Below are 12355 nucleotides of genomic sequence, written 5' to 3'. Positions count from 1 at the left end.
AAACTACATGGCTTTTGCCTCATTAATTGAACGCCAGCGCATTCGCCTGCTGCTGGCGTTATTATTCGGCGCCTGCGGAACGCTGGCCTTCTCTCCTTACGACGTCTGGCCTGCGGCGATTATTTCGCTGATGGGGCTTCAGGCATTGACCTTTAACCGCCGTCCGCTCCAGTCAGCCGCTATCGGTTTTTGCTGGGGATTTGGCCTGTTTGGCACTGGTATTAACTGGGTCTATGTCAGTATCGCGACCTTTGGCGGCATGCCCGGCCCAGTTAATGTCTTCCTGGTGGTACTGCTGGCCGCATATCTTTCGTTGTATACCGGGTTGTTTGCCGGCGTGCTGGCGCGGCTATGGCCGAAAACCACCTGGCTACGCGTGGCGATTGCCGCCCCTGCTCTCTGGCAAATGACTGAGTTTCTGCGCGGTTGGGTGCTGACCGGCTTCCCGTGGTTGCAGTTCGGCTATAGCCAGATTGACGGGCCGTTAAAAGGGCTGGCGCCAATAATGGGCGTGGAAGCCATTAACTTCCTGCTGATGATGGTCAGCGGCCTGCTGGCGCTGGCGCTGGTAAAACGCAACTGGCGTCCGCTGGTCGCCGCCATTGTCCTGTTTGTCCTCCCCTTCCCGCTGCGTTACATCCAGTGGTTTACACCACACCCGGAGAAAACCATCCAGGTCTCAATGGTCCAGGGCGATATTCCGCAATCGCTGAAGTGGGACGAAGGTCAGCTTCTTAATACGCTGAAAATTTACTACAACGCGACGGCGCCGCTGATGGGCAAATCGTCGCTGATTATCTGGCCTGAATCGGCAATTACCGATCTGGAGATTAATCAGCAACCATTCCTCAAAGCCCTGGACAATGAGTTGCGCGAGAAAGGTAGCTCGCTGATCACCGGAATTGTCGACGCGCGCCTCAACAAGCAGAACCGCTACGATACTTACAACACCATCATCACGCTGGGTAAAGGTGCGCCGTACAGCTACGAATCAGCCGATCGCTATAACAAAAACCATCTGGTGCCGTTTGGCGAGTTTGTTCCGCTGGAGTCAATTCTGCGTCCGTTAGCGCCGTTCTTTGATCTGCCGATGTCATCGTTCAGCCGTGGACCTTACATCCAGCCGCCGCTGTCGTTGAATGGTATTCAGCTTACCGCAGCGATTTGCTACGAGATCATTCTTGGCGAGCAGGTACGCGATAACTTCCGCCCGGATACCGACTATCTGCTGACCATCTCTAACGATGCGTGGTTTGGTAAGTCTATCGGTCCGTGGCAGCACTTCCAGATGGCGCGAATGCGTGCGCTGGAACTGGCACGCCCGTTGCTGCGCAGTACCAATAACGGCATTACGGCAGTGATTGGTCCGCAGGGTGAGATTCAGGCGATGATCCCGCAGTTCACTCGCCAGGTACTGACCACCAACGTGACGCCGACCACCGGACTCACACCGTACGCTCGTACCGGCAACTGGCCGCTGTGGGTGCTGACGGCACTGTTTGGTTTTGCCGCTGTGTTGATGAGTTTGCGAGCACGTAAACGTTAATGTGCCTGATGCGCTACGCTTATCAGGCCTACGCAATTTTTGCAATATGTTGAATTTACGTAATTTTGTAGGATAAAGCGTACTTTCTCAACACGCTGTGGGGCATGATTATCATGCCCCTTTTTCTTACGGTTCAGGGATACAAGCCACATCGCCATATTGGGGATGACGAATAATTGCCAGGGGATCAAGTGAGCTTTCTCTGTCCAGTTGTATTAGCCCGTTCTTCGCCATAACAAATATCTTTCTACCATCCGCTGAAAAACGAAGATGATTAACGTGGCTGGCAGGATAAACGCCAATAATCTGTCCGGCATTAATATTGAGCAGGATGACATAACCTTCCAGGCCATATGATACCAACGCTAAATACTGACCGTCCGGGCTAATACCCTCAACGGAATAAACGCTCCTGCTACACCATTGCGTCATAACACTGGCTTGTTGATCCCCTACGCTTATACGTGAAATCCCCTGGCTATCGGCAAAAATAACCTCGCCATTTTTTGGTCGGAATCCCATTGCAGAAACGACACCACGCGCATCACCTGCGGGAAAGCCTTCGTTCTGATGCGTGATGGTATTGATCCGTGCAATGTTACCTCTGCCCATTCCCGGAACCAGTAATGTTTTTTCATCCGGGGAAAGTGCCATAACCCAGGCCCCAAATTTACCGCTCGTCCCCGCCCCATCGTATTTCTCCAGCGGGATATCCGCCACACGCTGATAAGCCACCAGATCAATGGCTGACACACTATTACTGGTGCGATTCATCACCCAGGCTTTTGTGCCATCGCGTGAGAGGATGAGACTGTCAGGATGAGCGCCGGTGGTAATAGACTGAATAATCTTGCCCGTCGCCACGTTAATGACCGATAACGCATTCGCTTCAAATGAAGTTGCATAAAGCAACGTTTCATCCGGGCTTAATGTCAGCGATCTGACGCCCTGATCTTTACAGCCACCACAATGTTTGACTGACTTTTCTTTCGCTATGGGCGCGGTAAAGGTATGCAGGATTTTCTTTTGTCCAAGGTCGAAAACAACAATGCTGTTCGTGTCTTCAATTGCGGCATACAACGTATTACCATCCCGACTGATCGCCATATCATGGATATCGGCAATCTCAGCGAGCAAATCACCACTGGCCTGTTGACGACTTACCGGAGCGGGTAATGTTTCTTTGAGTGCATTTCGTTCCTCCGCTAACTGCTGCTTTTTTTGCCGTCGCTCTTGTTCAATCTCCTGCGGATAAAACTCTTCACGCAGGCTTTGCCTGACCTGTAAAACTGATTCATCAATCTGCTGCTGCGCAAGCCAGATAGCCCCGGTCAGAAGAAGAGTGCCCACAACAATAATCCCGCCTTCCGTAACGAGCCGGTTTTGCCCAGATAAACGCGCACTCAGCCAACCCAACGCGCCGCCCGCAATCAGGCCGCCAATGTGGCAAGCGTTATCTATTCCTGTTTGCCGGGCACCATACAACAGTGTCAGCGCCACCATACCCAACAGAGGAAATACTCGCCGCTGGTTTTTATGGTGTGTGCCCATACCTGAAGCAAGCTGTATTGCTATCGCAGCGCCAGCTATTCCCATAATTGCCCCGGATGCCCCAACGCTGATGACTATCTGCTCACTTTCGCGCAATGCATAACAGGCGCTGGTGAGTCCACCAAAGATACCGGAGAAGAACCAGATAATCAGGAGTCGCCATTTCCCCAGAATCCGTTCACCCACTCCCCCCACGACCAGGAATGCAAACATATTCATCAGCAAATGAGAAAAACTACTGTGCAGAAAGACGCTGCTCAATAAGCGCCAGGGTTCACCCGACAAAGTAAGAGGAGCAACGTTAGCACCAAGATGGATGAGTGCGGATTGATCGACTTCTTCATAACTCATCCATTGTGCGAGGTAACAAAATATCCCAACACACAGCGCAAAAAGGATCAGGGTTATTGCGGGTAATTGAACATTTAACGGCTTAACCGAAGATGCAGACATAAGGTGATTCTTCCTTGAAAAGACAGGTAAAAAAGCATTTTTCCCGTGTGCAGTTATCATCCCGGCAAACGTCCCATACCGAAAAGCTAACACTGTCCGAAATATGACTTTTTCAGCCTGAAATTACAATCGTAATTAATCCACCCCTAAGTATTTTTTGGCATGTAAGTTGCTTTATTTACTGTGTAAGCAATGAAATCAACCGCAAGTACAACCCGGTTGCACCATAACAATCCATCGGTAGCACCAAAAGAGTGCATTTTAAGAATTTTGCTTCGGAATGGTGCGGTGCATCTCGCAAAACCAAACAATAAAACAGCAATATCTTTACATTTAGTCAAACTAAATGTTACCTAGCAAACACAACACTGCACAATAAAGTTGCAGATGATAACAACACAAACACTCACAACGGGTATCCATGCGTTATTAACGCAGAAGATAAAGGAGTTGGATATGCAATTACGTAAACCTGCCACAGCAATCCTGGCCCTGGCACTTTCCGCAGGACTGGCACAGGCAGAAGATGCCGCCCCGGCAGCAGGCAGCACTCTGGACAAAATCGCCAAAAACGGCGTGATTGTCGTCGGGCATCGTGAATCCTCGGTGCCTTTTTCTTATTACGACAATCAGCAAAAAGTGGTGGGTTACTCGCAGGATTATTCCAACGCCATTGTTGAAGCAGTGAAAAAGAAACTCAACAAACCGGATCTGCAGGTAAAACTGATACCAATCACCTCACAAAACCGTATTCCACTACTGCAAAACGGCACATTCGACTTTGAGTGTGGTTCTACCACTAACAACCTTGAGCGCCAGAAACAAGCCGCTTTCTCCGATACCATTTTCGTGGTCGGTACACGCCTGCTGACCAAAAAAGGCGGCGATATTAAAGATTTTGCTGATCTGAAAGACAAAGCCGTGGTGGTGACTTCCGGCACAACCTCCGAAGTTTTGCTCAACAAACTGAATGAAGAGCAAAAAATGAATATGCGCATTATCAGTGCTAAGGACCACGGCGATTCTTTCCGCACTCTGGAAAGCGGTCGTGCCGTTGCCTTTATGATGGATGATGCCTTGTTGGCCGGTGAACGGGCGAAAGCGAAGAAACCGGGTAACTGGGAAATCGTCGGCAAGCCGCAGTCTCAGGAAGCCTACGGTTGCATGTTGCGTAAAGACGATCCGCAGTTCAAAAAACTGATGGATGACACCATCGTTCAGGTGCAGACCTCCGGTGAAGCGGAAAAATGGTTTGATAAGTGGTTCAAAAACCCCATTCCGCCGAAAAACCTGAACATGAATTTCGAACTGTCAGACGAAATGAAAGCGCTGTTCAAAGAACCGAATGACAAGGCACTGAATTAATTACAAGAACCAGGGGCGGAAATTCCAGCCCTCTCGATTGTTACGTAGCACGGACAGACTATACGCCTGATGGTCGTTCCCCATCGGGCCTGAAAACCGCAATACGCTGAGTAACAATCTTCGAGGGTAGCAGTTAACGCTGCTACCCTCTTTTTTCTGGAGTAGATTTATGTCTATAGACTGGAACTGGGGTATTTTTTTGCAACAAGCCCCATTCGGCAACACCACCTATCTCGGCTGGATCTGGAGCGGTTTTCAGGTCACTATCGCTTTGTCGATCTGCGCCTGGATTATCGCTTTCCTCGTCGGTTCATTTTTTGGCATTTTACGCACCGTTCCTAACCGTTTTCTCTCCGGTCTGGGTACGTTGTACGTCGAATTGTTCCGCAACGTTCCGTTGATCGTCCAGTTCTTTACCTGGTATCTGGTGATCCCGGAGCTGCTGCCGGAAAAAATCGGCATGTGGTTTAAGGCGGAACTGGACCCTAATATTCAGTTTTTCCTCTCTTCCATGCTCTGTCTGGGGCTGTTTACCGCCGCCCGTGTTTGCGAGCAGGTCCGCGCCGCAATTCAGTCGCTGCCGCGAGGGCAGAAGAATGCCGCGCTGGCGATGGGATTGACACTGCCGCAGGCCTACCGCTACGTGCTGCTGCCTAATGCCTATCGTGTTATCGTCCCGCCGATGACCTCCGAGATGATGAACCTGGTAAAAAACTCCGCTATCGCGTCAACCATCGGTCTGGTGGATATGGCGGCGCAGGCCGGTAAATTGCTCGATTACTCGGCCCACGCCTGGGAATCGTTTACCGCCATCACACTGGCTTATGTGTTGATTAACGCGGTTATCATGCTGGCGATGACGCTGGTTGAACGTAAAGTTCGCCTGCCCGGCAACATGGGAGGCAAATAATGTACGAGTTTGACTGGAGTTCTATTGTCCCTTCCCTTCCTTATCTACTGGATGGACTGGTGATCACCCTGAAAATCACCGTCACGGCAGTAGTGATTGGTATTTTGTGGGGCACGATGCTGGCGGTGATGCGCTTGTCCAGCTTTGCGCCCGTTGCGTGGTTTGCCAAAGCCTACGTTAACGTGTTCCGTTCGATCCCACTGGTGATGGTACTGTTGTGGTTTTACCTGATTGTGCCGGGTTTTCTGCAAAACGTGCTGGGATTATCGCCAAAAACCGATATCCGTTTAATTTCTGCGATGGTGGCGTTTTCGATGTTTGAAGCGGCCTACTATTCAGAAATTATCCGCGCAGGTATTCAAAGCATCTCCCGTGGACAGTCGAGCGCCGCGCTGGCGCTCGGCATGACCCACTGGCAGTCGATGAAACTGATTATTCTTCCGCAGGCATTTCGCGCGATGGTGCCGCTGCTGCTCACTCAGGGCATCGTACTGTTTCAGGATACCTCGCTGGTGTATGTGTTATCTCTGGCCGATTTCTTCCGCACCGCCTCAACCATTGGTGAGCGCGATGGTACGCAGGTCGAGATGATCCTGTTTGCCGGATTTGTTTATTTCGTTATTAGCCTTAGCGCATCGTTGTTGGTCAGCTACTTGAAAAGAAGGACAGCATAATGATTACCCTGAAGAATGTTTCAAAATGGTATGGTCACTTTCAGGTGCTGACCGACTGCTCAACCGAAGTGAAAAAAGGCGAAGTGGTGGTGGTTTGCGGTCCGTCAGGTTCTGGTAAATCGACGCTGATTAAAACCGTCAACGGTCTCGAACCAGTGCAGCAAGGTGAAATCACCGTTGATGGTATTATGGTTAACAATAAGAAAACCGATCTGGCGAAGCTGCGTTCCCGCGTCGGGATGGTGTTCCAGCATTTTGAACTGTTCCCCCATCTGTCGATTATCGAAAACCTGACGCTGGCACAGGTGAAAGTGCTTAAACGCGATAAAGCGCCCGCCCGCGAAAAGGCTCTGAAATTGCTGGAGCGCGTTGGGCTTTCCGCACACGCCAATAAGTTTCCGGCGCAGCTTTCCGGTGGTCAGCAACAGCGTGTAGCGATCGCTCGCGCGTTATGCATGGACCCGATTGCAATGTTGTTCGACGAACCAACATCAGCATTAGACCCGGAGATGATCAACGAAGTGCTGGACGTGATGGTCGAACTGGCGAACGAAGGAATGACCATGATGGTGGTGACCCACGAAATGGGCTTTGCCCGCAAAGTGGCGAACAGGGTTATCTTTATGGATGAGGGAAAAATTGTCGAAGATTCGCCGAAAGACGCTTTCTTTGATGATCCGAAATCGGAGCGTGCAAAAGACTTCCTCGCGAAAATACTGCATTAATCCTTCTGGCGCGCATACTCAAGTGCGCGCCATCTCACGCTTTCTCGTTTCGCCCCTCGTATCGGTTACATCCTGGCGTTACCCTTGTCGCAAAGAAGCACACAACAAGGAGCAACAATGGCACTGCCAATTATTTTGGATTGCGATCCGGGTCACGACGACGCTATCGCAATCGTTCTCGCCCTCGCCTCACCGGAACTGGATGTCAAAGCCATCACCTCTTCGGCCGGAAACCAGACGCCTGAAAAGACGTTGCGCAATGTTCTACGCATGTTGACCTTACTTAACCGCACCGATATTCCGGTTGCTGGCGGCGCGGTGAAACCACTCATGCGTGATTTGATTATCGCAGACAATGTACACGGCGAAAGCGGTCTGGACGGTCCGGCATTACCGGAGCCGGCGTTTGCACCGCAAAATTGCACGGCGGTAGAACTAATGGCAAAAACACTGCGCGAAAGTGCTGAACCTGTCACTATTGTTTCTACCGGACCGCAAACCAACGTCGCCTTACTGCTTAATAGCCATCCTGAGTTGCATAGCAAAATTGCCCGAATTGTGATTATGGGCGGCGCAATGGGACTCGGTAACTGGACGCCAGCCGCTGAGTTTAATATTTACGTGGACCCGGAAGCGGCAGAAATTGTCTTCCAGTCCGGGATTCCGGTGGTGATGGCCGGTCTGGATGTTACTCACAAAGCGCAAATTTATGTTGAAGATACCGAGCGTTTCCGCGCCATTGATAACCCAATTTCAACCATTGTTGCCGAATTGCTGGATTTCTTCTTTGAATATCACAAAGACGAAAAATGGAGCTTTGTCGGCGCACCGCTGCATGACCCATGCACCATCGCCTGACTGCTGAAACCAGAACTGTTCACGACCGTGGAACGCTGGGTCGGCGTCGAAACTCAAGGTAAATACACCCAGGGTATGACGGTTGTTGATTATTACTATCTGACGGGCAATAAACCGAATGCTACCGTAATGGTCGACGTTGATCGTCAGGGCTTTGTTGATTTACTGGCAGATCGTCTGAAATTTTACGCTTAATATCCGCAGTTGATTAAGATCACCACATAAGAATGTGGTGGTCTTACTCTGGTTCTCTCTTTTTTCCTTCAAGATGTAAATGCAATGGATAATGCAGAACTCGCCATTGGTATCGACCTCGGCACCACCAATAGTTTAATTGCTGTCTGGAAAGACGGCGCTGCACAATTAATTCCCAATAAATTCGGTGAATATTTAACGCCATCCATAATTAGCATGGATGAAAATAATCATATTCTGGTCGGCAAGCCGGCAGTCTCCCGGCGAACGTCGCATCCTGATAAAACCGCAGCATTATTTAAACGCGCGATGGGCAGTAATACCAACTGGCGTTTAGGCGGTGAAACATTCAATGCGCCGGAATTGTCCTCTCTGGTATTACGCTCATTAAAAGAAGATGCCGAAGAATTCCTGCAACAACCAATTAAAAATGTGGTGATCTCTGTTCCAGCTTATTTCAGTGATGAACAACGCAAACACACCCGTTTAGCCGCCGAATTAGCTGGGTTAAATGCCGTGCGTTTAATTAATGAGCCAACGGCAGCCGCAATGGCTTATGGTCTGCACACACAACAAAATACCCGCTCACTGATATTCGATCTTGGTGGCGGTACGTTTGACGTTACGGTTCTCGAATACGCCACTCCGGTGATTGAAGTTCACGCCTCCGCGGGCGATAACTTCCTCGGTGGCGAAGATTTTACCCACATGCTTGTAGATGAGGTTTTAAAACGCGTCGCAATAGCAAAAAACACACTCAATGAGAGTGAGCTGGCAACCCTGTATGCCTGTGTGGAAGCAGCAAAATGCAGCAACCAATCGCCACTGTGCATTCACTGGCAGTATCAGGATGAAACGCGGGAATGCGAATTTTACGAGAACGAACTGGAAGATTTGTGGTTACCGTTGCTCAACCGCCTGCGTGTCCCCATTGAGCAGGCGTTGCGCGACGCACGCCTGAAACCAGGCCAAATTGACAGTCTGGTCCTGGTTGGCGGCGCGTCGCAAATGCCGTTGGTACAGCGAATCGCCGTGCGTCTGTTTGGCAAATTACCATATCAAAGTTATGACCCGAGTACCATTGTCGCCCTTGGCGCGGCAATCCAGGCCGCCTGCCGCTTACGCAGCGAAGATATAGAAGAAGTCATCCTCACCGATATCTGCCCTTACTCTTTAGGCGTTGAAGTAAACCGCCAGGGCGTTTCTGGCATTTTCTCGCCGATTATTGAACGCAATACGACTGTGCCAGTGTCGCGTGTGGAAACTTATTCGACCATGCACCCGGAGCAGGATTCAATTACGGTTAATGTCTATCAGGGGGAAAACCACAAAGTTAAGAATAATATTTTGGTGGAATACTTCGATGTTCCGCTGAAGAAAACCGGGGCTTATCAGTCTATCGATATTCGCTTTAGCTATGACATCAACGGGTTGCTTGAAGTTGATGTGCTGCTGGAAGACGGGAGCGTTAAGTCAAGAGTGATCAACCACAGTCCGGTGACGTTAAGTACACAGCAGATTGAAGAGAGTCGGACGCGGTTATCTGCATTAAAAATTTATCCGCGCGATATGCTCATCAACCGCACCTTTAAAGCCAAACTGGAAGAGTTATGGGCGCGGGCGCTGGGTGACGAGCGAGAAGAAATTGGCCAGGTGATCACCGACTTTGATGCAGCGCTACAATCAAACGATATGGCCCGCGTCGATGAAGTTCGTCGACGGGCGAGCGATTATTTGGCCATTGAGATCCCTTAAACACGGCTGCCGGATGCGGCGTAAACGCCTTATCCGGCCTACTCGCTCGCTGGTCGGATAAGATACGCCAGCATCGCATCAAACATTCGCATCTAACTGAACAACATAACGATTTTACCGATCGCGTAACCTATTACCAGAACCGTTAAGCTGACTTTGATGATGCTGGCAATGCTCTGTGTTTTTTCACTCTCATCATTCTTCTCTTCAGCTTTTTCAGCTATTGGCTCCCCGCCATCTTCGTCCGTCGGTTCCAGCTTCACTTTCGTCAACAGCATACGGGTGATAATCGCTTCTAACGGATGTGCATCTCCGTGCTCCCGTCGTGCGTTCAAACGTGCCAACATTTCTTGTTTCGGAAACGCTTCCAGCACAACCTGCTCGGCAACCCGATACAGATCCAACAACGGCGAATCGTCCTCTGTCTCACTATTTACTCGCGATTTCCACCACGCCCATGCTTTGCGCTTGTAAAACAGTGATTCGATAAATGATTGCCCTAACGGCGATAATTTACCGCTGTGCAAAATTTCCACCCACAGCAGCCGCGTCCTGGCGCTCTCACCGGGAACATATTTCAGCGACTTACCTTGCTCATCAACCATACTCCGCGCTTCAATAACCATCACCAGTAGGGCGAAATAGTCCGGGCAATGTTGCTGACTCCATTGCAGCAATAGATTATCCGCTTGCGTGGAGGGATGGCTCTGCCAGTACGCACAAAGATCGGCAATCAGGCTTTCCCCCTCGCCACAGTACAGCCGTTGCGCGCAATAATAATAACGAGCATCTTCATTGTCGGGGGCTTCCACTTGCCACTGTTCAGCAACAGGAAGCAGTTCCGCCATACCTGTTTGTACCGAGCTATACCAGCGCAATAGCTTGCGATGCAATTTCGCATCATCTGGAACAAACCATGGGCCTTCTATCGCTAAAAACGGAATCACATACTCTGGATGGTAACGACAGCAACGTTCCAGCGCGAAGTAATACTCGATGGTCTGGTTTTGCAATGCGACGGGATACTCCTGAAGACTCAGGAAATCGAAACAATCACCTGACTGAATGGCCTCAAGAAAAGCCTCCCGCTCTTCCTCATCCATTTCTTCGCCATCATTGAACGCGTACCAGTTCAAACGCTCCGCCAGCAGCGATGCACAATTCAGTGACAGATATTGCGACTCCATGGCAATTACGCACAGAGGCCAGCGCAATTGATCGACATCCTCCATGTTGTAGGTATTCAACTGCTGAATAAATTTCTGCCAGGCCGATGGTTGAAAACGTTCGCTTTCCGAAACCAGTAATGTTCTGAACGCTTTCAGTATCTCGTGCTCTTCTGCGAGATCCTCCTCGTTGTCAGCATTTTTTTCGTCTGGATTTACCGCCCACCGCAACGCCTCTTCATAGGCCTGACGCAACTCTTTAAACCCTTGCGGATCGTTTTCCGGGTGATACAAAGGTAAATGAGCAAGATAAGCCTGACGAATAATCTCTGTTTGCGTCGTGCTTTCAATTTCGAGTATTTGCCAACATGTTTTCATAGGTCGCTCACATCCTTAAGCGTTGCCGGGCATTCAGGCTGAACGGTTAATGGCCGCCATGGCAGCGTGGCATAGAAGCGATCGCGTCCCGCCACCAGCTCTTCAAACATCCGGCTCCCGGCGCTATCGTATTTGCACAGGGTTAGCGCCTCGCGTAGAGAAGTGTCGTCTTCACACTGCGAGGATTGCCAGTAAAGCCGCCCTAACGAATAGGCAGCAAAATAGTGCGCCCAGTTGTTATAAAAATGTCGAGCCCGTACATAAACACGCGATTGCAGCCACAGGCTCTCTTCTTCCGTCAGCCAGTTATTGAGCACGCCAACACGCGACAAAAACCCCATACGGACATAATCCCACGCTTTGATTCCGGCCTCTCCGCAGCACATGGCGGTTTGCTCAACAAACTGGATGTAAATCAACTCTCTCCCGGCACCGTCAGAAATTAATGTTTTCCATTCTTCAGGCGAAGAACGATGCCAGGCCAGGTATAATCCAGCTAAATCATTTGCGTGCCCCTCATCGGTCATCTGATAAATAGTTTGAATTAAATCATCACGATTATTTATTCCCCAGGATGATGAGAGATCAAACTCTTTTATTCCGGTATACATTTTGGGTGAGTCATGGGAGGGTTTGCATCCCTGATTGAGTATTTCCATTGGCGCAGAAAGCGCAAACAGAAGATATTGTTCGTCCTTATCCATTTGTTAATAATCCGTGTTTAGTACATTAGTTGACTACTTTTTTATTTCAGGTAAGTATAAACTTGATACTTTCAA

Annotated in this window: 9 protein-coding genes and 1 pseudogene; 7 read left to right on the top strand and 3 right to left on the bottom strand. The window is 49.9% G+C overall.

All coding sequences use genetic code 11. The annotated features are described in order from the left end of the window. Positions 1 to 7: 7 nt before the first annotated feature. Positions 8 to 1546 carry an apolipoprotein N-acyltransferase gene (lnt, locus tag PS053_RS21040; RefSeq protein WP_059270442.1) on the top strand — a complete coding sequence of 513 codons (1539 nt, stop codon included), beginning with the start codon at positions 8 to 10 and terminating at the stop codon, positions 1544 to 1546. A 126-nt stretch (positions 1547 to 1672) separates the two neighbouring features. Here the strand turns inward: lnt and PS053_RS21035 are convergent, their stop codons facing one another. Continuing rightward, positions 1673 to 3550 (bottom strand): rhomboid family intramembrane serine protease, encoded by a 1878-nt coding sequence (locus tag PS053_RS21035; protein WP_256879104.1) that lies wholly within the window; start codon positions 3548 to 3550, stop codon positions 1673 to 1675. Between the two features lie 456 nt (positions 3551 to 4006). On the opposite strand from PS053_RS21035, the gene gltI reads away from it, so the two are divergent. From gltI to hscC, 6 genes and pseudogenes are all read left to right on the top strand, one after another. After that, positions 4007 to 4915 carry a glutamate/aspartate ABC transporter substrate-binding protein GltI gene (gene gltI / locus PS053_RS21030; RefSeq protein WP_002430214.1) on the top strand — a complete coding sequence of 303 codons (909 nt, stop codon included), beginning with the start codon at positions 4007 to 4009 and terminating at the stop codon, positions 4913 to 4915. A gap of 169 nt (positions 4916 to 5084) precedes the next feature. Beyond that, the gene (gene gltJ / locus PS053_RS21025) at positions 5085 to 5825 is read left to right on the top strand and encodes a glutamate/aspartate ABC transporter permease GltJ (RefSeq protein ID WP_000020943.1); all 741 of its coding nucleotides are present in this window, start codon (positions 5085 to 5087) and stop codon (positions 5823 to 5825) included. Then, positions 5825 to 6499, top strand: coding sequence for a glutamate/aspartate ABC transporter permease GltK (gltK, locus tag PS053_RS21020; RefSeq protein WP_000272828.1), 675 nt, complete (start codon positions 5825 to 5827; stop codon positions 6497 to 6499). Before gltJ ends, gltK begins: the two co-directional genes overlap by 1 nt. Continuing rightward, positions 6499 to 7224: a glutamate/aspartate ABC transporter ATP-binding protein GltL gene (gene gltL / locus PS053_RS21015; protein ID WP_000631374.1), complete on the top strand. Its 726-nt coding sequence runs from the start codon at positions 6499 to 6501 to the stop codon at positions 7222 to 7224. The genes gltK and gltL overlap by 1 nt, the downstream gene beginning before the upstream one ends. Positions 7225 to 7341: 117 nt before the next feature. Beyond that, a pseudogene (rihA, locus tag PS053_RS21010) lies at positions 7342 to 8277 on the top strand (pyrimidine-specific ribonucleoside hydrolase RihA). A gap of 84 nt (positions 8278 to 8361) precedes the next feature. After that, positions 8362 to 10032, top strand: a complete 1671-nt coding sequence (gene hscC, locus PS053_RS21005) for a molecular chaperone HscC (RefSeq protein WP_256879105.1) — start codon at positions 8362 to 8364, stop codon at positions 10030 to 10032. Positions 10033 to 10124: 92 nt separating this feature from the next. On the opposite strand, the gene PS053_RS21000 is transcribed toward hscC, so the two are convergent. Next, positions 10125 to 11576 carry a J domain-containing protein gene (locus tag PS053_RS21000; protein WP_256879106.1) on the bottom strand — a complete coding sequence of 484 codons (1452 nt, stop codon included), beginning with the start codon at positions 11574 to 11576 and terminating at the stop codon, positions 10125 to 10127. Then, complete coding sequence (locus PS053_RS20995; RefSeq protein WP_000356527.1) at positions 11573 to 12280, bottom strand: DUF1266 domain-containing protein; 708 nt, start codon at positions 12278 to 12280, stop codon at positions 11573 to 11575. Before PS053_RS20995 ends, PS053_RS21000 begins: the two co-directional genes overlap by 4 nt. Between the last annotated feature and the right edge of the window lie 75 nt (positions 12281 to 12355).

The organism is Escherichia albertii (genome assembly GCF_028622335.1).
Taxonomy (GTDB): Bacteria; Pseudomonadota; Gammaproteobacteria; order Enterobacterales; family Enterobacteriaceae; genus Escherichia; species Escherichia albertii.
Note: the sequence above shows the minus strand (reverse complement) of the source record. Positions and strands in the feature narration are given on the sequence as shown.

Bases quoted from the DNA above. Each gene is read 5' to 3' on its own strand.
- gltI (WP_002430214.1), top strand. From the start codon at position 4,007: ATGCAATTACGTAAACCTGCCACAGCAATCCTGGCCCTGGCACTTTCC.
- PS053_RS21035 (WP_256879104.1), bottom strand. From the start codon at position 3,550: ATGTCTGCATCTTCGGTTAAGCCGTTAAATGTTCAATTACCCGCAATA.
- gltJ (WP_000020943.1), top strand. From the start codon at position 5,085: ATGTCTATAGACTGGAACTGGGGTATTTTTTTGCAACAAGCCCCATTC.
- lnt (WP_059270442.1), top strand. From the start codon at position 8: ATGGCTTTTGCCTCATTAATTGAACGCCAGCGCATTCGCCTGCTGCTG.
- PS053_RS20995 (WP_000356527.1), bottom strand. From the start codon at position 12,280: ATGGATAAGGACGAACAATATCTTCTGTTTGCGCTTTCTGCGCCAATG.
- gltK (WP_000272828.1), top strand. From the start codon at position 5,825: ATGTACGAGTTTGACTGGAGTTCTATTGTCCCTTCCCTTCCTTATCTA.
- hscC (WP_256879105.1), top strand. From the start codon at position 8,362: ATGGATAATGCAGAACTCGCCATTGGTATCGACCTCGGCACCACCAAT.
- PS053_RS21000 (WP_256879106.1), bottom strand. From the start codon at position 11,576: ATGAAAACATGTTGGCAAATACTCGAAATTGAAAGCACGACGCAAACA.
- gltL (WP_000631374.1), top strand. From the start codon at position 6,499: ATGATTACCCTGAAGAATGTTTCAAAATGGTATGGTCACTTTCAGGTG.